This is a genomic window from Mesorhizobium sp. M0598, from assembly GCF_040320865.1.
Taxonomy (GTDB): domain Bacteria; phylum Pseudomonadota; class Alphaproteobacteria; order Rhizobiales; family Rhizobiaceae; genus Mesorhizobium.
In genome coordinates this window covers 103,205-123,848 of the sequence record NZ_JAMYQL010000017.1, presented here as the reverse complement: position 1 = coordinate 123,848, position 20,644 = coordinate 103,205, and the positions used below count along the sequence as shown (strand labels likewise).

Here is a 20,644-nt window from a genome sequence, read left to right as displayed (position 1 = left end):
GGCCGATGGCCGTCCGTCACCCCTGATCGATTAAAGCCTCACCGACGCTGCCAACGAAGCTCACGCCTCAAACCCCGCGCCCCTCCCGCGAGCGGGTTCGTTCAAAGGCGCAAAGCAGCCATGCCGCCGTCGCGTGTGAGACTCTGCTTCGGGTCACAAGCAGAACGGCAGCCCCCTACGGCTCGTCCCTCTCATCGCGCAAATTAGACACAACGCGGCGGTTCTGCGACCTGCAGGCGGTGTCGGGGCACTCGCGGACGAGCCTGTCCTTGCCGTAGCCCTTGGCCCACATGCGGTTGCGGTCTATGCCGCCGGCGGCGAGGTAGTCCATCACCGCATCGGCGCGCTGCTGCGACAGCGCCATTTCACTTGCGCCGGGATCGTCGGCGAAACCCTGCAGCTTGAGCAGCCAGCGCGGATGCTTTGCTAACCAGGCGATCTGGGTGTCGAGGGTGGCCTTGGCGACAGAATCGAGCGCGGCCGAACCTTGCGTGAAATAGGTGCGGCGGCCGACATTGAGGATAAAATCCTCCTCGCTGCCCGGCTGCACGTTCTGGAAGCCGGCAACCTCGGTGTTGGTGACGTCGGGCGTGGAAGGGGCCAGCGTCTTGCTGGTCGAGCAGGATGCGGCCAGCACCAGCAGGCCCGCGGCGAGCAGCCGGCGCGTGTTTTCAATCATGCGGTTCATGAGGCGCCAATCATTCGACAGTGGTGGAAGCGGGCGCCTGATCGGCGATGTGCGGCAGGACCTGCACCGCGGTGCCGATAGGGCAGCGCTGGTAGAGGTCGATGATGTCTTCCGGGAACATGCGGATGCAGCCGCTGGAAGCGTCGGTGCCGATGCTCCATGGCTCCAGCGTGCCATGCAGGCGGTAGCCGGTGTCGGCGCCGTTGCGGTGCAGATAGAGCGCGCGCGGCCCGAGCGGATTGTTGGACGCGCCGCCTGCGACCATGGGCGGTAGGTCCGGCCTGCGCTTACGCATTTCGGGGGGTGGGACCCATTGCGGCCACAGCGCGCGGCGGTCGATCGTCGCGCGGCCGTACCATTTGAAGCCGTCCTTGCCGACGCCGACGCCGTAGCGGATGGCGGTCTTGTTTTCCATGATGACGTAGAGGAAATGGTGGCGGGTATCGACCACGACGGTGCCGACCGGCTCGCTGCTGAAATACTTGACGATCTGGCGATGCCATCTCTTGTCGATCTTGGCGAAGTTGGTCTTGCGATAGACAAAATTGTTGTCGCTGGCGGTACCGGCGAAAAAGGATTTTGCCGCCGCGGCTTGAGCAATATTGCTGGTTGCACCCACCGCGACCAGCGCCAGGCCGCCGAGCACGACACCCCTGCGTGACAAAACCATCGGCAATTCCCCCTCATGCCTAAAGCCTGGCGGACCATAGTTGAGAATTATTTCGCCTCAAAGTGGAAAATGCTGCGTTGCTTCAGTCCGCCGTGTCCGGACGTTCGTCATTGCCGGGTTCGGGCGGGTAGGCCGGGTGATCGGCAGATTGCTCGACGAGCGTGGAGACAGGTGGGTTGCAGTCGACCTCGACGCCAAAAATGTAGAGCGGTCCCGGAAAGAACGTCTACCGGTCTTTTTCGGCAACGCTTCGCAGGAGGAGATGGTGGCCGCCGCGAAAATTGCCAGCGCAAAGGCCCTGGTGATCACTCTGGACGACCCCGAGGCAGCCAAATCGGTTCTTGCGGCGCTGAGACGCAAACTGCCCGACCTCCCGGTGATTGTCCGGGCGCGTCACCACATGCATGTGCAAGAGCTGCTTGAGAAAGGCGCGACAGCCGTAATGCCCGAAACGACGGAATCCGGCCTTCTCCTGGGTGCAGCTGTCCTTCAAGAACTCGGGGACAGCAAAACGGATGTGGATGCGGCCGTCAGGACCGTCCGCAGGCGTTCTTACCCCACGTCCCCAAGCGGGTCCGGCCTTCTCTGAGCCTGTGTGCTTGGCATTTACCGCTCGCGGTGATCTGTACCCGCCCCATGCAATCGGGAACTCCACCGCTCTCGGCGGCTGGCGGATGAGCCGAATAGCTAACGCCTCCGGAGTGCACTCCTCGCAAGCCGCTGACCTGCCGTTTCCTTCGACGGCCATGGTGCTGGCATTCCACGAAACGTGGATATCCCGGAGCGGAGACTCGCGGGATCGGCGATGGCCGCCAGCAAAGAAGCGTTTGAAAAGGCCAAACGGTGACGCCGTCGCAGGAACGAAAGTGGAAAAGAAAGCAGAACTTTCGTGTGCAGGCTTTGCATGCGCGCGCCCATAACTCTTTGATGTTGTTTAGTTGTCTGTCCGATCGATCACACGCTGACCGTCATCACTGCAGCCGGGTGTCCGCTTATGGGATTTCGCAATGGCCCGCTCTACGTCTGAGTTTAGGCGCAGAGCAGACGGTCGGGTTTCCAACCCGGAGCGACCAGAGCTGACCTTTGGTCGGCGCAAGTGTCGTCCTGCCGTGACCCAATGCGGTCTTCCGTTGCGAGCGTCGCTTGCTGGAGCTGCGTTAAGTCGGTCGGAGGCCAATGGTATTTTCAATGGAACGCTAATATACATGGAAACCCCAACGAGCAGCGCCTGCCAGATACTTGAGGAATGCCATGCGAAGGCTCATCTTCACGGCGATGTGTATCGCCGCCGCAACAGCCGCTAACGCCCATGATTGGTACGAAGATAAGATTGACCCACAGACCAAATTCAAGTGCTGCGGCGGTTCAGATTGCCGCGCCATACCTCGGTCTTCGGTGCGGTCCAGGGTAGACGGCGGGTACACTTATTTGCCGCATAATTTCACCATCCCACGTGACCGTGTACAGGAATCCCCGGACGGGCAATACCATATCTGCGAAAATAAATATGTTGTAACCAACCAGCTGTATTGGCGTTGCTTCTTCGCACCTCGTGTCGATGTGTCTATACTTCTAAAGCATTAACAGCGCGTCGCTTCCGCAACTTACATCAGCAAGGTGCTAGTCCATTAATTTTGTTGGACTTTCTGAAAATTGCCGAAGCTCAAGCGGTGCGCGACTGCCCCAGGGATTTCATTGGATACGTCGCGGCTATCGAGAGCCTGCGCGCCCTGGGCGTAACGCCATGGGGCGCTGCCGCGGGTGACTTCTGGGCGCGCTCCGCAAATTCGGTGACAGTCCAGATTTATCGTGTCGGCGCGGCCGTGGTTGTGTAGATTGGCTGCGTGGCCCGCCTTGCCCGCATTATCGTTCCAAGTCCACTCGCCACGTGACGCAAACGCGGTAACGGCTGGCGATTTCGACCACGATGGACAGCCAAGCGATAGGGGATAACTGGCGCGGGTTCATCAGCACGGTTCATGCGGGAGCGGCATTCGCCGGATGAGGCAGCTGCGGCTGCAGTCTCGAATTTGACGCATCAGCACTTGCAAATCGTCAGCCGAGGTCTTTTGCTCGCGCGATAGTTGCCCTTGACCGTTGAATGGTTGGCGAACAGATGAACAAAATCGATCGACGGCGGCCAGAGTCAGAAACGGACGCCACAGTAAATGCCGCAAGACTTGGAACTCGGCTGCGCCTCGCCCGCCAGACACGCGGCATGACGCTTAAGACGCTGGCCGCGGCTGCGAATTGCTCGGAAAGCCTGCTGTCCAAGATCGAGAACGGCAAGGCTTCGCCGTCCCTGCCCATGCTTCACCGTCTGGTCGAGGTTCTCGACACCAACATCGGCTGGATGTTCGAGCAAGTCGACGACGACGAGGCGATCGTATTCCGGGCGGGAGCAAGGCCTTTGATCGCTCTCGACGCGCTACGGCGTGGCGAAGGAATTTCGCTCGAACGCATCATCCCGTATTCGCCTGGCCACCTCTTACAATGCAACATTCATCACATCGAGGCAGAGGGCTCGAGCGAAGGTCCGATCCAGCATGCCGGCGAGGAAGTCGGCTACGTGCTCGCCGGGCGGATCGAACTGATCGTCGACGGCAAGAGCCATGCTCTCGCCACGGGTGATGCCTTCGTGTTCAGGTCGGAGCTGCCGCATCATTACCGCAACATCGGCGAGGAACGCGCTAGCATTTTCTGGGTCAACACGCCGGCGACTTTCTGAGCAACGCTCTGCGTTCATTTGGATTGACAAATATTCAAGTCTCTTGAATGCTTGCCTCGTGCCTGTAGCACCAACGGGACCAGCCGAGGTCTGGTCCGCAAGCAAGGGGAACCGAAATGCGTCTGTTCAAACTTCTCGCCGGCTGTGCCGCCGCCATTGCCATGGGCTCGGCAGCCATGGGATCGGCGCTTGCCGATACGTTCGCTCTCGTCAACATCAACCAGCAGGCCCTGTTCTTCAACCAGATCAACGAGGGCGCGCAAAAGGCAGCCGACGCCGCTGGCGCCAAGCTGGTCATTTTCAACGCCAACAATGTGCCGAGCGCGCAGAACGACGCGATCGAGAACTACATCACGCAGAAAGTCGACGGCATCATTCTGGTCGCCATCGACGTCAACGGCGTCAAGCCTGCGATCACTGCAGCCAAGGCGGCCGGCATTCCCGTCATTGCCATCGACGCGCAGATCCCCGACGGCGACAATATTTCGTTCATCGGCGTCGACAACACCAAGGCCGGCGAGGACATCGGCAAATTCTACGCCGACTATGTGAAGACCGATATGGCCGGCAAGGCCAAGATCGGTATCGTCGGCGCACTCAATTCATTTATCCAGAACCAGCGCCTCGACGGCTTCAAGAAGGCGGTGACCGAAAGCGGCCAGGCCGTCACCTTCCTCGACACAGTCGACGGCCAGAACGTTCAGGAGACCGCGTTGAGCGCTTCGGAAAACCTGATGACCGCCAATCCGGACATGAACTCGCTCTATGCGACCGGCGAACCGGCCTTGCTCGGCGCCGTTTCGGCTGTGACCAGCCAGGGCCGCACCGGCGACGTCAAGGTGTTCGGCTGGGATCTGACCAAGCAGGCCGTTCAGGGCATCGACGACGGCTGGGTGGTGGCGGTCGTGCAGCAGGATCCGGCCGGCGAAGGCAAGGCTGCGGTCGAAGCGCTGGGTAAGCTCAAGAAGGGCGAGAAAGTCGATCCGATCATCAATATCCCGGTGACGATCGTGACCAAGAAGAATGTTGATCAATATCGCGCGATGTTCAAGTAAACTGCGTCGGCGACCGAGCCGCGTCGCCGCCCGAGGCTGCGCCGCGGATTCCTTGCAATCGCGTGGAATTCCAGATGAGCAGTGGCCAGACCTATCGGGTGCGGATGAGCGGCATCTCAAAGCGCTACAACGCCATCCAGACGCTCGATGACGTGTCGCTGACGCTGAAGCCGGGCGAGGTGCTGGGGCTGGTCGGCGATAATGGCGCCGGCAAGTCGACATTGAGCAAGGTGCTGTCGGGGGCAGTGGTTCCCGACGCCGGTACCATCGAGATCGACGGCAAGCCGGTGATCTTCAGCTCGCCGGCGGACGCACGTGCGGCGCGCGTCGAGATGGTCTACCAGGACCTGTCGCTGTGCGACACGGTCGATGTTGCCGGCAATCTGTTTCTCGGCCGCGAGCCGCGCCGCCGCATCGCAGGCATTTCCTTTCTCGACAAGAAGCGCATGCATGACGAGACGCGCCAGATGCTCGATCGGCTCGGCATCGTCATTGCCGACACGCGGCTCAAGGTCGAAAACCTGTCCGGCGGGCAGCGCCAGTCGATCGCGATCGGCCGCGCCGCCTCGTTCGAGCCGGCCGTGCTGATCATGGACGAGCCGACGGCAGCGCTTGCCGTGGCCGAAGTCGAGGCGGTGCTCGAACTGATCCGCGCGGTCAGTGCGCGCGGCGTCAGCGTCATCCTGATCACCCACCGGCTGCAGGATCTGTTCCTCGTCTGCGATCGCATCCAGGTCATGTATGAAGGGCGCAATGTCGCCGAGCGGCTGATCGGCGACACCAATATCGAAGACGTGGTCAATCTGATCGTCGGCCGCAAGTTCAGTGCGCGTTCCGCCACCAATGGCTATCGCGGTGGAGCGCCGGCATGAGCGACGCAATCCACACCGCCCAGCCCTCACGAGTACGCAGGGGCACCTGGCGCGATGCGCTGCTCGCCAATGGCAGCGTCGTCTCGATCGCGCTGTTTTTTCTGGTCGTCTGCATCATCTTCTCGGTTGCGACCGACGCGTTTCTGACATCGCCCAATCTGTTGAACATCCTGCGGCAGTCGGCGCCGCTGCTGATCGTCGCCGCGGCAATGACTTTCGTCATCACCACTGGCGGCATCGATCTTTCGGTCGGCTCCGTGCTGGCGCTGGTGGCGACGCTGTCGGCGACGCTTTTGCAGTTTGGCCTGCCGTGGCCAGTCGTTATCCTCGCCATGTTGGCGCTCGGTGCCCTGCTTGGGGCGGTACAGGGCTATTTCATTGCCTATGAGGGCATCCCGTCCTTCATCGTCACGCTTGCCGGGCTTTCGGTGATCCGTGGCGTGGCGCTGCTGATCACCGGCGGCTATTCCATCCCGATCGAGCCAGGAAGCGCTTTCACCGTGCTGGGCCGCGCCTGGTTCCTTGGCGTGCCGGTGCCGGCGCTTATCGCGCTGGCGATCCTGGCCATCGCCTATCTCGCCTTCAACGAGACGCCATTCGGCCGCTATGTCACCGGCATCGGCGCCAACGCCGAGGCGGTGCGGCGCGCCGGCGTCAACACGCGGCAGACGACGCTCTTCGTCTATGTGATTTCCGCCACCGCGGCAGCCCTTGCCGGGATCATTATTGCTGCCCGGCTTGGATCGGGATCTTCGAATGCCGGCCAGGGCTTCGAGCTGGAAGTAATCGCCGCCGTCGTGCTCGGCGGCACCAGCCTGTTCGGCGGCCGCGGAACGATCATCGGCACGGTGCTCGGCGCGCTGACCGTGGCCGTCATCGGCAACGGCCTGATCCTGGCGCATCTGTCGCCTTTCCTGACGCCGATAGTCACCGGAACGATCATCCTGATCGCCATCTGGCTGAACTTCCGCCTGTTCCGCGGCGCCGTGCGGAGCCGTTGAGCCGATGAGCGGTCTGTTCGATGACGCAGTGCCGGGCCAGCGGCTGGCGATCGGGGTCGATACAGGCCATGTGATGACCGTGCTCGGCCCGGTTCCGGTCGAGAAGATGGGCATTACGCTGATGCACGAGCACATCTTGCTCGACGGGGCGCGCAGCTGGAAATGCCCCTGCCATCCCGATGACATAGCGATCGCCGAGCAGCCGGTGAACATCGAGATCATCGGCGAGTTGCGCATGAACCCATACGTCAACCGCGACAACGTCTCGCTCGACGACGCCGACCTGGCGCTGTCTGAGCTGCAGCGCTATCGCGCGCTGGGCGGCCACACCGTAGTCGATGCCACCAATATCGGCATCGGCCGCGCCCCCGAAAAGCTCGCCCGCATCAGCCGCATGTCCGGCCTGAAGATCGTCATGGGCACCGGCTTCTATCTCGAGCACACCCATCCCGAATGGCTGAAGGCGATGGATGTGGACGCCGTGACCGAGTTCATTGTCAACGATGTCGGCGGCGGCGGGACGCAGCCGCCGATCATGGCCGGGCTGATCGGCGAGGTCGGCGTCAGCAAGGATTTCACCGCCGAGGAACGCAAGTCGCTGCGGGCTTCGGCGCGCGCCTCGCGCATCACCGGCGTGCCGCTGTCGATCCATCTGCCTGGCTGGGAGCGGCTGGCGCACGACGTGCTCGATATCGTCGAGGCCGAGGGCGCCGATCTTCGCCACACCGTGCTCTGCCACATGAACCCGAGCCACGACGATCCCGACTACCAGAAAAGCCTCGCTCGGCGCGGCGCGTTCGTCGAATACGACATGATCGGCATGGACTATTATTACGCCGACCAGGACGCGCAATCGCCCTCCGACGAGGAGAATGCACGCGCCATCGCCGCCCTTGTCGAGGCGGGCTTCGGCGACCGCCTGCTGTTGTCGCAGGATGTGTTCCTCAAGATCATGCTGACGCGCTTCGGCGGCTTCGGCTATGGCTATATCCTGAAGCATTTCATACCGCGCCTAAAACGCCATGGCGTCGAGCAGCCGGCCATCGACCGCATGCTGATCGCCAATCCGAAAAGCGTATTCGCGCTGCTCTAAGCGGCCTGGAATTACACTGGAGTTCAAATGTCCAAGAAGAAGATCCTGCTTGCCGGCGAATCCTGGGTGTCGACCGCGACCCATATCAAGGGTTTCGACCAGTTTCCGACCGTTACCTACCACACCGGCGCAGACGAGTTGCTGGGCGCACTAAAGGCGACCGACTTCGACGTCACGTTCATGCCGGCGCATGAGGCGCAGCGCGGCTTTCCACAGACCATGGAGGCGCTGTCGGCCTATGACGCGGTCGTGCTCTCCGACATCGGCGCCAACACGCTGCTGCTGCATCCCGACACCTGGATCCACTCCAAGCCGACGCCGAACCGCCTGCGCCTGCTCCGCGATTACGTCAGCGGCGGCGGCGGTCTATTGATGTTCGGCGGTTACTACAGCTTCCAGGGCATCAACGGCGGCGCGCGCTACCGCAAGACCCCGGTCGAGGACGTGCTGCCGGTGAATTGCCTGGCCTACGACGACCGCGTCGAGGTTCCCGAAGGTTTTGCGCCCGTGCCGAAACCAGGGTCGAGCCATCCCATCCTCAGGGGCCTCGGCTCGGACTGGCCGATCCTGCTCGGTTTTAACGAGGTGACGCTGAAGGACGGGGCCGAGGTCCTGGCCAGCGTGTCGTCGGATTATGGCTCGCTGCCGCTGCTTGTCACCGGCCGTTACGGCAAGGGCCGCACCGTGGCCTGGACATCCGATGTCGGGCCGCATTGGCTGCCGCCGCAATTCATCGCCTGGCCAGGCTACAAGACCCTGTTCGAACAGATGCTGGGCTGGGCGACCGGTGAGAGCTGAGCCATGCATGTCCACGTCGTCGGCAATGCCTGCGTCGATATCTTGTTTCGCGTCGGCCGCTTCCCTGCTCCGGGCGAGACCTTGAATGCCGTGAGCTATGCCGACGGGCTCGGCGGCAAGGGCGCCAACCAGGCAGTCGCAGCAGCACGGACTGGTGCAGAGGTGACGTTCTGGACGGCGCTCGGCAAGGACCCCGCTGGCGCGTGCATGAGGAGCCGCCTCGACAGCGAGCTGTCAGACCTTGAGGTGAGCGAATTCGAGCTGCCGAGCGACCGCTCGACCATCGTCGTCGATAAAGGCGGAGAGAATTTCATCGTCAGCGGCGTCGCCTGCAGCGAGGCCTTCGATCCGGTGACGCAGACAGCACTTGTCCGCTGGATCGCCCCCGGCGACATCCTCGTCTGCCAGGGAAATTTGCGAACTGCCGTGACCAATGCCTGCCTCAGAGCAGCAAAGGAAAACGGTGCGCGCACCGTTCTCAACGCCAGCCCGATCGACACGGCCTCGCTGCCCGATCTCGGCCTGGCGGAGGTTCTGGTGGTCAACCAATCCGAAGCGCAAATCTTGACCGGCCGGGATGACATGACAGCAGCCGCTGGCGCGCTGGTGGCCAAAGGCGCAGGCACCGTCGTCATCACGCTCGGTGCCGCAGGCTGTATCGTGCTTGGCACGGACCTGACGGAACCGCTTCGCTTGCCCGCGCCGCGAGTCGAAGCGCTCGACACCAGCGGCGCGGGCGATGTGTTCTGCGGCTGTCTGGCCGGTGGGCTTGCCCGGGGCATGCCGGTCATCTCGGCGCTGAAGCTGGCGCTCGCCGCCGCCGCAATCGCCGTGACACGGCCGGGCACGCTGGCATCCTGTCCTTCCGCCTCCGAGATGGCGGCGCTCATCGATCAAATGGAGCTCTCATGACCCAGCTCGGCCAATCTGGCGGCGGCGCGCTCGTGGACCTTTTCGGCCGCACAAAGGTGGTGATCGGCGTCGTTCATCTGGCGCCGCTGCCCGGCGCGCCACGCTATGACGGCGAGGCTATCGAGGCGATCTACCAGCGCGGGCTCGACGACGCCAAGGCCTATCTCGACGGCGGCTGCGACGGCGTTATCGTCGAGAACCATGGCGACATCCCCTTCGCCAAGCCCGATGATATCGGCCCGGAGACGGCGGCCTACATGGCGGTGGTTTCCGACCGCATCCGCCGCGAACTCGGCAGGCCGATCGGCATCAATGTGCTGGCCAATGCCGCGATCCCGGCCTTGGCGATCGCCAGCGCAGCCGGCGCCGGCTTCGTCCGAGTCAATCAATGGGCAAATGCCTACGTCGCCAATGAGGGCTTTGTCGAAGGCGAATCGGGCCGCGCGGCACGCTACCGCGCCAGGCTGCGCGCCAACGGCATCCGCATTTTCGCCGATGCCCATGTCAAGCACGGCGCACACGCCATCGTCGCCGACCGCCCGGTGGAGGAACTGGTCAAGGACCTGGTCTTCTTCGACGCCGACGCCATCATCGCCACTGGCCAGCGCACCGGCCACGCCGCGGATTTGGGTTACACAAGTAAGATCAAGCAGGCCGCCGGCCTGCCGACGCTGGTCGGCAGCGGTGTCACGCCGGACAATGCCAAGGATATCCTCGCCATCGTCGACGGGGTCATCATCGCCAGCGCGCTGAAGCACGACGGCGTCTGGTGGAACCAAGTCGACTCTGCTCGAGTAAAGGCTTTCATGGGTGGTCTGAAGCGATAACTGGACTACCCTACCGAGGGGCTTGGGGTCCGCTTGATCAGAGACGACGGACGGGCCCAGGATACTGGGCGACCAGATCGTCGACGGTCAGCAAAGTAATGCCTTCCACAATCGATTGAGCAATCAGGATCCGATCGAATGGGTCCTTGTGGATGGGTGGAAGCCCCTCCACTGCAACGGCATGCTCCCCGGTGATTGGCAGCTCAGGATAGCCATTGTCCATCAGACCCCGACGTGAAGTCAGGGCGCCCCAGACCACGTTTAAAGGCAATCTCCCAGAGACTTGCGGCGCTGAACGTCAAGTGGTTATCGGCATTCTCGATCTCAGCGAGGGCTGGGCGGGAGCTTTTCGGGCTCGCCCGCCGCCCAGAGCAGAAGATGGGTATCGAGAAGAAGTTTCGTGCATGGCCGCCAACAGCTTCTCGATTTCGTCATCGGCCATGCGATCAAAATCGTGCGGAACTGAAAACTGCCCGGCCATAAACCCCACCCGACGCATTTCGCCGGCCGCAGGTGCGGCTATGGCAACGACCTTGACCATCGGCTTGCCGGATTTGGCGATAATGAAGGATTCGCCTTTGGCCGCCCTGTCGACAAGACGAGACAGACGCGTCTTGGCCTCGTGGATATTGACTGCGCATTGCGGGCCTCTGACTTAGTCCATGCAACTTAGTCTACACGGGCCCGGCCGGATGCGGCTGATCCTTTCGGATCGGCCGCATGGCACGACTTCAACAAAGACGCGTAATCGATTGTCTGAACTGCATGTTTGTTGGGACTGCGTCTCACCTGATGTTGGCCGAACCTGTTGGTCCGCCATGCGACGTCGGAGTTCATAGGAGCGATTTTTGCCGAGCAGATGCTCTAAGTCGCACTAGGGGCCGAAAGCGAAACGTCCGCTTTTAGGGCGCTGCGCCACGGCGGCGACGAGCCCGACACTGTACCGAAGGCGATCGACGCGACGGGCGCCAAGGGCCTTACCTGACTCTATGTTCCCTTCACGATTCTCGGTTTAGTCGGTCGGCGGGATTGAGCCGCGCTCTCGAGGGCCAGGGCCAACCGCTTCTCGTCTTCGATGGCGCGATCGACTGCCTCAATTTCCTCTTGGAGCACCTTCAGCTCGGCTCCGTAGCTGGAGCCGTCGCTGTCCCCGATCTGAAAGCCACTTGCCCGCATTGCGTCGCGAGTATGGTGCACGTTACGGACTCCTTCGCGCCGCGTCGCGACCAAGATTTCCCTAAACTCTCCAAGACGTTCAACGTGATTGCGAGCCATTGCGTTCTCCTATTTCGTCGTCATCGTCGCCGACGGCGATTCAGAACGGCTAAAACTTACGGAGATACTCTCGACAAAGCATGAGTGCGGAAGCTCAAATTTGAATGTCTTGCAATAGCGTGAAGCGCAGCAGGCGGAAATTGGCTTCGACCCGATCGATCTCAGACCAAATGCCAGACACCTTCGGCCGAGCGCGTCTGCGGCTCCCCCAACGGGGCCATCCGCCCATGTAATCAGTAAAAAGTCGAGTGCGAGAATGACCCGGGCCAAAGCGCGTTGAGTAATGCTCCTCGACAAACAATCATGCTGGCACACTGGCGTCGAAGGTCCGAGGCGAGGCCGGCTAATTCGTGCCGTGTTCGCTGGAGGTATCACTCCTCTCTGAATCCTGCAGTGAGGCGTGGCGAAATCCGAACTCGCCCCGTAGATGCTTGACGTGGGCTTTCACCCCGGCCTGACCCATGGTCGCCGGCCGCTTTATGCCCTTCGGCGGTGGCCCGGCGTGCTCTTGGACACGCTTCCACAGCCGTTCGCGCATCTCCTGGTTCAAGGTGATGAAGGCCGAACCGGCATATTTTCCGGTACCGGGCTTCGCCAGCAAGGCGAATGCCGCCTTGCCCGGCTCGCGCTCGACGCCCAATAGTTCGTATTCCTGGACTGTGAAGCTCTTCGTCTTCAGCCAATTCGTCGTCGGGCCGCTTCGATACGGGCTGTCGGCGCGCTTCGAGACGATGCCCTCAAGGCCCGCTTGGTCGGCAAGATAGGCGGCGGTAAGTGCAATGAGGCTCGCAATCCAAACACCGCGCATCACACGCTCGGGCGGCCTGCGCATTGTAAACACCGAGAACGCGTTGGCTTAAGCGCAAATCCTAGGGAACATGCTAGAATGTGCGGCTTCGCTCAACTTGAGCAAATGTCCCCAACGACATCTAGGACGCGCTGATTTCCGCTTCTTGAAAGCTTGTTATCATGATAATTTTCAGTCTCCTCGCTTAAGAATATATAGACATGTCAGTCAAACCGGCGGGGGATGGGGAGGATAGGATGAAACTGTTATCGCTTGTTGTCGCAGCTACGTTTTCACTTGCTATGTCCGCTTGGGCCGAGGATCTACCAAGTAGCGCGAAGAAAGCATCGATGGAAGAATTTAAGACTTTTGCTAATGGGAAAAAGGTAAATGTAATTATATACGACGCTGGAGCTGCCATAACTGCCACTCTTGTCTGGAACTGGAAGAAAAAACAGATCATTGGCGAAGCTTTGGTGAACAACAAAACTAAGATAAAGGTCAAAGTTCCCTTGACTTTCGACGGTGACAAGGCCTGTTCACAAGACCAAGGTAAACCAGTTTGTCATCTTATCTACATTGACAACGACAAATTTTACGAGGTGCGCGACGACGGCAAAGTCCACGCGACTTCAACGTTGGTTCAATGAGACGGACCACGTCCGAATGGTTTGGTCGGCGTTTGCACGGACCCGCAAATGCCGGCCCTATTCAGTACGCTTGTCAAGTCTTACGACACCTGCACACTCGCCTCCGACTCGAGAAAACTCACCGCTGCCTTTCGCACCTTGAAGCCTGCCGATGATATGGTTTTGCCTTGGCGCACCATCGTCATCGACGAAACTTAAATAGATGTCGAATGCCCCGTCGGCGGTGATTGTTCCGGCCAAAGGCACCATCGCGGAAATTTCCGTTCCATCGATAAAGATTGTCGTTGACTGTTCAGTGTAATCGCAGGCGGAATTACCTGCGCGCCGCGTCAGTGCCCACGCGCCATCAAAAGCCTTTACCTTGACCGGAGCGCAGACACGTTCTGGGATATTCTTGATTGCGCGCAACACCTCTTTCGTCGGCTCCAGGCTGGCAAGCTTCAATCCCCGCTGCTCGGCAAAGGCTTGAAGAGCTTTCCGACTTCCCGGTCCCCATTTGCCGTCTGCCTGTCCGACAAGGCAGCCGACTCGCGTTAGCTCTGTTTGCGTTGCCTTTGTCAACGCGCGCGGATCAGCCAAAGCTTGCGTCACATCTAAATCAGGATGAGCTTCTGCAACCTCCACGCCCTCGATGGAAATCGAGGGGGCTTTGCCACGATCTGTTGCTGCCTGTTCGATCTCGTCGATCTTCAAGCTGGCTAACGCCGCAAAGGCGCCGCTTGGATACTGTCTGAGATAGGCCTCAAAGAAGCGCTTGTCCGTTTTTTCCTTGATGGTCTCCCAATAGGCGACTTCTACGTCCCCTCCTTTCGCACCCGCCGTGACAGCGGTGTTTCCGGACAACGGTTGCAAAATGACGTCGCCCGTCAGCGAGGAGTTGTCCCATGGCACTTGCTTGCCGTCGGTTGCTTCAAGCACATCCCTACGGACGTTGATGAGGTCGCGGGAGATGTCCTGGCCAGGCGTACCAAGATTCTTCAGCAGCGCAGATGTGAACGGCGAGTTCCTTCCCTCGCCGTCCAGCGCAACGTTCCCGGGCTGCGTTGCAAAGGCTATGAGCGATCCAACGCCCGTGCCTAGCTTTGCCAAGCCCCGACCGACCGACCCTGATCGCGTACCCATCGAGCGCCCAAGGTTCTGTGAGAAAGGACTGTCCCGGCAAGCATCCAAAAATACCAGGTTGACCTTCGTGGTTCGCTCCATGGCCGACAAGACGAGGTCCATGGGCACGGCTTCGAAGTCGAGGTCGTTATATGTGGATTAGCCGCGCATCAACGGGAGCCATGTAGTTGGTGCCGTTCACCTGGACGCCATGGCCGGCATAGAAGAGAAGCGCCATGTCGGCACCATCCAGCTTGCCGATGAAATCTCGAACCGTGCCGCGCATCCCGCTCAGATCGAGGTCCTCGCCTGCAACCACCTCAAAGCCCAACGCCTGCAGTTTTGCGGTCATATCCACCGCATCATTTTTTGGATTGGAAAGTGGAACCGCGTATCTATAGGCAGAATTACCGATGACCAGCGCGACGCGCCGTTCTGCCCACGCTTGGGCGCTCAGCGAAACTAGAAGAAGCGCAATGGCGAAGCGAAGCGCCATCATGGCTGTATATCCTTAGTCTCAGCTCATGCAGCGGATTCACCAGTCGATGGACAGGATAAAACCGGAGCAGTCTTGCGAGACTGAGCCCGGTGCTTCGCAGTGTCAAGTCCAGCGGATCTAGCGAAGGGCCGACCGCTAGCCCACAGTTCGTCAGCGGTCTATGCTGTGTAGATTCACGCCGATAGACACCGAAACGAATTGCACGCAGCTTGGCCGTCTTCACGCCGATCGGAATGGTTCAAAAAGGGCGCCTTCTCGCGTCGCTCGGATTCTTTTTCATTCTGGGCGCCTGCATTGCCACATTCTCTCCCTCAGGCGAGAAACTGCTGCGCGACGTCTTGATGACGACCATCTCGCCCTTCGTCGCGCCCCCGACAGACATTGTGATCGTAACGATCACAGAGCAGACATTGGAAAGGTTTCCCTATAGATCGCCGCTGGATCGGGGTGCCTTGGCCGACCTTGTGCAGAGAATCGATAAGGCTCATCCGAGAACAATAGGCATTGACTTGCTTTTCGATCAGCCAACCGAGGCAGAAAAGGATCGGCGCCTAGCTGAGGTTATCGAGGCGGCCGAAAGTCCGGTAATTGTCGCATCTGCATCACACGAGGACGACCTTACCGACAAGCAACTGTCGTATCTTAGTCGCTTCGCGCCAAGCGCCATCCGCGGACTGGCCGCCCTGTCTCATGATAGGGTCGACGCGGTTGTGCGGGAAGAATTTCCAGGGCGCGTGGTGAATGGCAACTGGCAACCTAGCTTTGCATCAGCGCTCGCGCAGACCGCCGGCATATCGGCATCGCAAGCTGCGGAGAAGATGGTCTACTATCGGGCTACAGGCATTCATCCGGCACGATGGACAATATATCCGGCACACGCCGCCGCTTTCGCGCCCCCGGCCTGGTTCGCCGGGAAGTTCGTTTTGATCGGCGTCGACCTCCCGCTGCAGGATCGTCATGCAACCCCCTTTGCCGTGCTGAACGGCTCTGTTGCCGGAGCGCTGCCGGGTGTCGTTATTCATGCCAATGCGCTGGCGAGATTGATCAAGGGCGACAAAATCATTACGCCAGGGGCGGTGGCGGCGTTTGGGCCCTTCGTTCTCGCGACGGCGCTCTGCATCTGGGTCGCTTGGCTCCGCATATCAGTGCTGGTGAAACCTATGGTCATCATCGGCGCAGTCGTTTCGGTTTTGATCTTAGAAGCAACCGCGTTTGCCAAGGCCGGGATTCTGTTACCAATGGTCGCGCCGTCGATGCTGCTGCTAGGGCTCTCCGGATTCGTCGCAATTCTGGCATGGCACCGGGACTCGAAAGAAAGGCGTTTCGTCCAGAACGCGTTCTCTCAGTATCTCAGCCCGGCAGTCGTGGCAGAGCTAGTCAGCAAGCCGGCGTCACTGCGCCTCGGCGGATCCGAACGCTTGATAACGTGCGTGTTCACCGACCTTGAGGGGTTCACCAGTTTGGGCGAACGGACGGAACCAGAGGTATTTGCTACGGTTCTGAATGAATACCTCGATGCGGTTTGTGGTCTCTTCATTGAACATGGAGCCACGATAGACAAACTGATAGGCGATGCAGTCATTGGTTTTTTTGGTGCACCGGGTGTGCAGGAGGACCAAGCCGAAAGGGCCCTAAAACTAACGCTCGCTACCGTCGCGATGTCTCGAAGATTTCGGACAGATGTAAAGTCTAGAGGCCACGACGTTGGCGTCACTCGTATCGGCGTCCATCGAGGACCTGCAGTTGTCGGAAATTTTGGGGGCAATCGATTCTTCAACTACACGGCCATGGGCGATACGGTGAACACCGCTGCCAGGCTCGAAGGCGCGAACAAGTTTCTAGGTACCATGAACTGCATCAGCGAGGAGGTGGCGAACTCTTCCGATGACTACCTGCTTCGGCCATCCGGTGTGTTGTGTCTGAAAGGCAAGACTGAGTGGATCTCAGCCTTCGAGTTGCTGGAGGACGGGCGTATGAATCGCGAGATGGTGGAGGCTTACTCGCAAGCTTATTTGCTGATGTCCGCGCGTGACAAGACTGCCGCTGCTGCCTTTGCATCGCTGGCCATTCAATATCCCAACGATGGCCTCGTTGCTTATCACCTTGGAAGACTGAAGCAGGGTGAGGCTGGCGATAGGATCTATCTTGAAGGCAAGTAAAACAAGCGTATGGTTGAACGTGCGTCATGTATCGGCAACCCAAAATCATTTTCCTACTGGCTGCGGCCATCGCAGCAGTTGGTTCTTGCTCGAGCGCTCTTGCGGCCAGCGAGTATGTCGTTGTCGCTGTCGATCCTCCCGCGGACAGCCCTCAGCTCGGCAAACTGTTCAGACTGGGCGACCTCGTGCATATCGAGGGTGGATCGACTGTCACTTTGATGGGTGACGATGGCTCGGTCACTGCGTTGCCGGGACCTGCGGATGTTGTGGTGACTGACGACGCATCGGGTTCTGGATCAACCTCTAACGGGGCGGCGGGCGCTTCTTCGAGTTTGACTGCGATTTCGGATCTATTGGGGAATGCCGCTGGTCAGCTCCAAACCATAGGTGGGTCTCGTGGCATTTCCGACACGACGGCCGCCACCTTGGAACCTTGGATGGTGCCGGTCGAAAATCGTCTGACAGGCTGCGTTTATGACCTCAAACTGGAGCTTTGGCGCCCACCGGGGCACAGGGCGGATGTTTCGGTTGCCTATAATGAAGAGTCGCTGGCGACAAGCTTGGTCTGGGACAAGGACACCCCAATTTTGGCAATTCCCGGAAACGTGCCACCGGATCTTCGATCCGTTGAGTTGGTGATCGACGATGAGTCGGTTCGAATGCCTATCGTGCATTTGCCCACCGGCCTCAGCCCGTCGGATCATGTGGGACTGTATGCCTGGATGATAGGAAGCGGTTGTCTTCTTCAGGCATCCGCACTGATCCGGAACTTGGCTAACCGATAGACCACCAGGGGTGGTCACTTCACGGCGCACTGGAAGCGGTAGAGGCGCGCCTTCGCGTCAACCACCGCCATATCGAGGCAACTTCTCGATGGCGCGCTAAGGAAAGCGATCGCCTTGTGCCCAGCGGGTACGCCGACTGAAAGTTTGCGGCGCACGAATTTAACGCTTTCGTTGACGTAGACTTGGACGGTTGCCGAATAGCGGCTGAAGTAGATACCCAGGTGGCAAAACGTCGTGCTCTGTTGCGAGGCTATGCTGGATCAGGTGGTCCGTCCAGAAGAGTTCTTCCTGCAGAACCGGCGATCTCGAGATGCCACCGACCCTCCGCATGCCCCCTCGGAACGCTGGAAGTGGGATGGTGCGTCGCACAAAAATATTGCAATGCACTATAAATGCCGTAACGTCAGTTTCGTAAATGAACGAGACGGCTTTTGTGAAAGGCCGTCCACCGGAAAGGATGGAAACTATGGCCAAGACCGCTGACACCGTTGAAAATACCTCATTCCCCACCTTCGACGCGTCGAAGGCCGCCGACCAGGTCCGCGCTGTCGCCGAAAAGGGCGTCGAGCAGTCGAAAGAAGCCTATGCGAAATTTGCGTCAGGCACCGAGACGACCCAGAAGGCTCTGCAGTCGAGCTTCGAAACCGCCAAGACCGTCGGCAACGAGTTGTCGCTGAAGACAATTGCTGCTCTGCGCGCCAATGCCGAAGCCGGCTTCTCGCACCTCGAAGCCCTGGTTGCCGTGAAGTCGCCGTCCGAGTTCATCGAACTCCAGACTGCCTTCTTGCGCACGCAGCTCGACAAGACCGTCGAGCAGGCCAAGGAATTTCAGGCCGTGACGACCAAGGCTGCCGAAGATGTATCGAGGCCGATCAAGGATGTCGTTGAAAAGGCGATGAAAGATCTCAAAGTCGCCTAATTGAGTCTAAGCGATCGGAAATAACCGCGAAACAACACCTTCTCCAGCCGGTCTTTTTCCTTTTGGCTGGATGCTCTTTGGTGCCTGCGTTGCCATGGCGGTGCGGGCATAGCTCTCTCGGCTGCGATCATCCGCACAATCTGACGGCGGCGAGCGACGAGCCCGGCCAGGGCCTCGGCTTCGGTGCCGCGCAACGGGCACTTGCCGCTTGCTCGACCCAACGAAGGCAGCGTTACAGCAGCATCGGTGGTGTCGGTCCTGGCCCGCTTGCCGAGCGCATTGGCGTAGGCTGTCACCTGCCCCGGATTGACCACGACAACCGCCAGGCTAGACTGGCACCCTGTCCAAAGCGGCAACGGCTAAGCGCGATATCCTGCCCCATTCTTGGCACGTCGAGCCTGCCAGCCGTGATCCGTGGACATTCGCCTGCGGCAAATTCAGCTCGGCCTTCGTTGCACGGATGGCGGTGCGATGCGGCCTTTCGTCTGTGAGTGGCGGCGCGGACGCCGTCAAACGGCAGAAACTTCAAATCCATCATGTTGGCTCATTGCCAAAGCACCGCTTCAAGACAACAATGACCTCGACGCCAGCGCGCCAGACGCGCACAAAAAAAGCGTCGGAGGAAATGGAGGAGGAAGCCGCTGGCCAAGTCACGGACGCGCTATGCATGCGGTCTTTCGGTGCTCACCACCGACGAATCTGACGCGGATGCGTTCGCCCGGGCGGTGGCAGCGGAAGCAGCGGCCATTGACGCCGGGTTTGCCCTCCTGTTTTTCTCGCAGAGCCTCATAGAGGCCGTCGCCCTGTCGGAAGCGCTGAAGACCCACGCGCCGGCGCTCCACTATGCCGGCTGCTCGACGGCCGGTGAGATAACGCCCAAAGGGCTGGAGGAAGGCCAGATCCTGGCTATGCTGCTTCCCTCCGCATCGTTTTCGGCAGCCAGCATCATGGTCGAAAATCTGTCCTCATCGGGCATGGACGGGATTACCGGCGAAGTCGAGGCGCTGAGGCGTTCGTTACACGAGCGCCTCGGGCACGAGCGAGCCGACACCACTTTCGCGCTCTGCTTGATCGACGGCCTGTCTTATGCCGAAGAAGCGGTGACCTCCGCCATCCATTGGGGGCTCGACGACATCCCACTGATCGGCGGGTCGGCTGGCGATGATTTGAAATTCGAGACAACGCGGCTGATCTCGAACGGCAAAGTGACCTCCGACAGCGCCATCATCGTGCTGATCACCACGGAAATTCCTTTCCACGTGTTCAAGACCGACAATTTCGTTCCCACCGACGAGAAGCTGGTGGTGACGGCATCCGATCCCGACCACCGCATCGTGCGCGAATTCAACGCCACCATTGCCGCCGAGGAATATGCCGCCTCGGTCGGCGTCGTCGCGCAGATGCTGACGCCACTGAGTTTTGCCTCGCACCCGGTGGTGGTGAAAGTCGGCGGCGAATTTTACTGCCGTTCAATCCAGAAGATGCACGCGGACGGCTCGCTGTCGTTCTTCTGCGCCATCGACGATGGTGTCGTGCTTGCCGTCGCCCAGCCTAAGGACATGGTCGAGGCGACCCGCGCCGCTCTCAGCGACGTCAGCAAAAGGCTTGGCGGCATCGACCTGATCCTCGGTTTCGACTGCGTGCTGCGCCGGCTCGACGCGCGCAATCGGCAGGTCTATCGCGAGATTTCGGAACTCTACAAGGTCAACAACGTCCTCGGCTTCGGCACCTATGGCGAACAGTACCGTTCGATGCATCTGAACCAGACCTTCACCGGCATCGCCTTCGGTGAACGCAAGGCGGCCGAAGCGGCGGAGTAGGAAAT

Annotated in this window: 21 protein-coding genes and 2 pseudogenes; 14 read left to right on the top strand and 9 right to left on the bottom strand. The window is 60.2% G+C overall.

All coding sequences use genetic code 11. The features are described 5' to 3' along the window. Positions 1-175: 175 nt before the first annotated feature. Positions 176-688 carry an OmpA family protein gene (locus NKI59_RS21140; protein WP_352622882.1) on the bottom strand — a complete coding sequence of 171 codons (513 nt, stop codon included), beginning with the start codon at positions 686-688 and terminating at the stop codon, positions 176-178. A gap of 10 nt (positions 689-698) precedes the next feature. Next, entirely contained in the window at positions 699-1,358 is a 660-nt protein-coding gene (locus NKI59_RS21135) for a L,D-transpeptidase (protein ID WP_352595026.1), read from the bottom strand. Between the two features lie 40 nt (positions 1,359-1,398). Between NKI59_RS21135 and NKI59_RS21130 the strand changes: the two genes are divergently transcribed. The 9 genes from NKI59_RS21130 to NKI59_RS21090 all read left to right on the top strand — a co-directional run bounded on the left by NKI59_RS21130 (position 1,399) and on the right by NKI59_RS21090 (position 10,644). Beyond that, positions 1,399-1,947, top strand: a complete 549-nt coding sequence (locus tag NKI59_RS21130; protein WP_352706545.1) for an NAD-binding protein — start codon at positions 1,399-1,401, stop codon at positions 1,945-1,947. Positions 1,948-3,474: 1,527 nt separating this feature from the next. Then, positions 3,475-4,086 carry a cupin domain-containing protein gene (locus NKI59_RS21125; RefSeq protein ID WP_023679230.1) on the top strand — a complete coding sequence of 204 codons (612 nt, stop codon included), beginning with the start codon at positions 3,475-3,477 and terminating at the stop codon, positions 4,084-4,086. A gap of 116 nt (positions 4,087-4,202) precedes the next feature. Continuing rightward, positions 4,203-5,141, top strand: a complete 939-nt coding sequence (locus NKI59_RS21120) for an ABC transporter substrate-binding protein (RefSeq protein WP_352706543.1) — start codon at positions 4,203-4,205, stop codon at positions 5,139-5,141. A gap of 74 nt (positions 5,142-5,215) precedes the next feature. Next, a complete protein-coding gene (locus NKI59_RS21115) occupies positions 5,216-6,013 on the top strand; it encodes an ATP-binding cassette domain-containing protein (RefSeq protein WP_352542621.1) in 798 nt (265 codons plus the stop codon). Next, complete coding sequence (locus tag NKI59_RS21110) at positions 6,010-7,014, top strand: ABC transporter permease (RefSeq protein ID WP_352474303.1); 1,005 nt, start codon at positions 6,010-6,012, stop codon at positions 7,012-7,014. The genes NKI59_RS21115 and NKI59_RS21110 overlap by 4 nt, the downstream gene beginning before the upstream one ends. Before the next feature lie 4 nt (positions 7,015-7,018). Continuing rightward, positions 7,019-8,107 (top strand): phosphotriesterase family protein, encoded by a 1,089-nt coding sequence (locus tag NKI59_RS21105; RefSeq protein ID WP_352706541.1) that lies wholly within the window; start codon positions 7,019-7,021, stop codon positions 8,105-8,107. 27 nt (positions 8,108-8,134) lie between these two features. Then, positions 8,135-8,905 carry a glutamine amidotransferase gene (locus tag NKI59_RS21100; RefSeq protein WP_352645687.1) on the top strand — a complete coding sequence of 257 codons (771 nt, stop codon included), beginning with the start codon at positions 8,135-8,137 and terminating at the stop codon, positions 8,903-8,905. Positions 8,906-8,908: 3 nt separating this feature from the next. Beyond that, positions 8,909-9,817: a ribokinase gene (locus NKI59_RS21095; RefSeq protein ID WP_352706538.1), complete on the top strand. Its 909-nt coding sequence runs from the start codon at positions 8,909-8,911 to the stop codon at positions 9,815-9,817. Beyond that, positions 9,814-10,644, top strand: a complete 831-nt coding sequence (locus NKI59_RS21090) for a BtpA/SgcQ family protein (protein ID WP_352706536.1) — start codon at positions 9,814-9,816, stop codon at positions 10,642-10,644. The genes NKI59_RS21095 and NKI59_RS21090 overlap by 4 nt, the downstream gene beginning before the upstream one ends. 37 nt (positions 10,645-10,681) lie before the next feature. On the opposite strand, the pseudogene NKI59_RS35120 reads toward NKI59_RS21090, so the two are convergent. The 4 genes and pseudogenes from NKI59_RS35120 to NKI59_RS21070 all read right to left on the bottom strand — a co-directional run bounded on the left by NKI59_RS35120 (position 10,682) and on the right by NKI59_RS21070 (position 12,727). Continuing rightward, positions 10,682-11,079, bottom strand: a pseudogene (locus NKI59_RS35120) (type II toxin-antitoxin system VapC family toxin). Beyond that, positions 11,051-11,272: pseudogene (locus NKI59_RS21080) on the bottom strand (type II toxin-antitoxin system Phd/YefM family antitoxin); the annotation flags it as partial. The pseudogenes NKI59_RS35120 and NKI59_RS21080, both read right to left, overlap by 29 nt. A 359-nt stretch (positions 11,273-11,631) precedes the next feature. Next, complete coding sequence (locus tag NKI59_RS21075) at positions 11,632-11,919, bottom strand: hypothetical protein (RefSeq protein ID WP_023679221.1); 288 nt, start codon at positions 11,917-11,919, stop codon at positions 11,632-11,634. Between the two features lie 343 nt (positions 11,920-12,262). Then, on the bottom strand, positions 12,263-12,727 hold the full coding sequence (locus NKI59_RS21070) for a hypothetical protein (protein ID WP_245274788.1): 465 nt from the start codon (positions 12,725-12,727) through the stop codon (positions 12,263-12,265). A gap of 236 nt (positions 12,728-12,963) precedes the next feature. On the opposite strand from NKI59_RS21070, the gene NKI59_RS21065 reads away from it, so the two are divergent. Beyond that, positions 12,964-13,356, top strand: a complete 393-nt coding sequence (locus NKI59_RS21065; protein WP_031212493.1) for a hypothetical protein — start codon at positions 12,964-12,966, stop codon at positions 13,354-13,356. Between the two features lie 57 nt (positions 13,357-13,413). Here the strand turns inward: NKI59_RS21065 and NKI59_RS21060 are convergent, their stop codons facing one another. Further along, on the bottom strand, positions 13,414-14,580 hold the full coding sequence (locus NKI59_RS21060; RefSeq protein ID WP_352706534.1) for a caspase family protein: 1,167 nt from the start codon (positions 14,578-14,580) through the stop codon (positions 13,414-13,416). A gap of 25 nt (positions 14,581-14,605) precedes the next feature. Next, complete coding sequence (locus NKI59_RS21055; protein WP_352706532.1) at positions 14,606-14,956, bottom strand: caspase family protein; 351 nt, start codon at positions 14,954-14,956, stop codon at positions 14,606-14,608. Positions 14,957-15,165: 209 nt separating this feature from the next. Between NKI59_RS21055 and NKI59_RS21050 the strand changes: the two genes are divergently transcribed. The 3 genes from NKI59_RS21050 to NKI59_RS21040 all read left to right on the top strand — a co-directional run bounded on the left by NKI59_RS21050 (position 15,166) and on the right by NKI59_RS21040 (position 18,819). Continuing rightward, the gene (locus NKI59_RS21050) at positions 15,166-17,115 is read left to right on the top strand and encodes a CHASE2 domain-containing protein (RefSeq protein WP_352706529.1); all 1,950 of its coding nucleotides are present in this window, start codon (positions 15,166-15,168) and stop codon (positions 17,113-17,115) included. A gap of 26 nt (positions 17,116-17,141) precedes the next feature. Then, a complete protein-coding gene (locus tag NKI59_RS21045; protein WP_352706527.1) occupies positions 17,142-17,900 on the top strand; it encodes a hypothetical protein in 759 nt (252 codons plus the stop codon). A gap of 457 nt (positions 17,901-18,357) precedes the next feature. Then, a complete protein-coding gene (locus NKI59_RS21040; RefSeq protein WP_352706525.1) occupies positions 18,358-18,819 on the top strand; it encodes a phasin in 462 nt (153 codons plus the stop codon). Here the strand turns inward: NKI59_RS21040 and NKI59_RS21035 are convergent. Then, the gene (locus NKI59_RS21035) at positions 18,816-19,133 is read right to left on the bottom strand and encodes a hypothetical protein (protein WP_023679214.1); all 318 of its coding nucleotides are present in this window, start codon (positions 19,131-19,133) and stop codon (positions 18,816-18,818) included. The two genes, NKI59_RS21040 and NKI59_RS21035, sit on opposite strands and share 4 nt — an antisense overlap. 366 nt (positions 19,134-19,499) lie before the next feature. On the opposite strand from NKI59_RS21035, the gene NKI59_RS21030 reads away from it, so the two are divergent. After that, the gene (locus NKI59_RS21030) at positions 19,500-20,639 is read left to right on the top strand and encodes an FIST N-terminal domain-containing protein (RefSeq protein WP_352706522.1); all 1,140 of its coding nucleotides are present in this window, start codon (positions 19,500-19,502) and stop codon (positions 20,637-20,639) included. Positions 20,640-20,644: the final 5 nt, after the last annotated feature.

Bases quoted from the DNA above. Each gene is read 5' to 3' on its own strand.
- NKI59_RS21140 (WP_352622882.1), bottom strand. From the start codon at position 688: ATGAACCGCATGATTGAAAACACGCGCCGGCTGCTCGCCGCGGGCCTG.
- NKI59_RS21135 (WP_352595026.1), bottom strand. From the start codon at position 1,358: ATGGTTTTGTCACGCAGGGGTGTCGTGCTCGGCGGCCTGGCGCTGGTC.
- NKI59_RS21125 (WP_023679230.1), top strand. From the start codon at position 3,475: ATGAACAAAATCGATCGACGGCGGCCAGAGTCAGAAACGGACGCCACA.
- NKI59_RS21120 (WP_352706543.1), top strand. From the start codon at position 4,203: ATGCGTCTGTTCAAACTTCTCGCCGGCTGTGCCGCCGCCATTGCCATG.
- NKI59_RS21115 (WP_352542621.1), top strand. From the start codon at position 5,216: ATGAGCAGTGGCCAGACCTATCGGGTGCGGATGAGCGGCATCTCAAAG.
- NKI59_RS21110 (WP_352474303.1), top strand. From the start codon at position 6,010: ATGAGCGACGCAATCCACACCGCCCAGCCCTCACGAGTACGCAGGGGC.
- NKI59_RS21105 (WP_352706541.1), top strand. From the start codon at position 7,019: ATGAGCGGTCTGTTCGATGACGCAGTGCCGGGCCAGCGGCTGGCGATC.
- NKI59_RS21100 (WP_352645687.1), top strand. From the start codon at position 8,135: ATGTCCAAGAAGAAGATCCTGCTTGCCGGCGAATCCTGGGTGTCGACC.
- NKI59_RS21095 (WP_352706538.1), top strand. From the start codon at position 8,909: ATGCATGTCCACGTCGTCGGCAATGCCTGCGTCGATATCTTGTTTCGC.
- NKI59_RS21090 (WP_352706536.1), top strand. From the start codon at position 9,814: ATGACCCAGCTCGGCCAATCTGGCGGCGGCGCGCTCGTGGACCTTTTC.
- NKI59_RS21075 (WP_023679221.1), bottom strand. From the start codon at position 11,919: ATGGCTCGCAATCACGTTGAACGTCTTGGAGAGTTTAGGGAAATCTTG.
- NKI59_RS21070 (WP_245274788.1), bottom strand. From the start codon at position 12,727: ATGCGCGGTGTTTGGATTGCGAGCCTCATTGCACTTACCGCCGCCTAT.
- NKI59_RS21065 (WP_031212493.1), top strand. From the start codon at position 12,964: ATGAAACTGTTATCGCTTGTTGTCGCAGCTACGTTTTCACTTGCTATG.
- NKI59_RS21060 (WP_352706534.1), bottom strand. From the start codon at position 14,580: ATGGACCTCGTCTTGTCGGCCATGGAGCGAACCACGAAGGTCAACCTG.
- NKI59_RS21055 (WP_352706532.1), bottom strand. From the start codon at position 14,956: ATGATGGCGCTTCGCTTCGCCATTGCGCTTCTTCTAGTTTCGCTGAGC.
- NKI59_RS21045 (WP_352706527.1), top strand. From the start codon at position 17,142: ATGTATCGGCAACCCAAAATCATTTTCCTACTGGCTGCGGCCATCGCA.
- NKI59_RS21040 (WP_352706525.1), top strand. From the start codon at position 18,358: ATGGAAACTATGGCCAAGACCGCTGACACCGTTGAAAATACCTCATTC.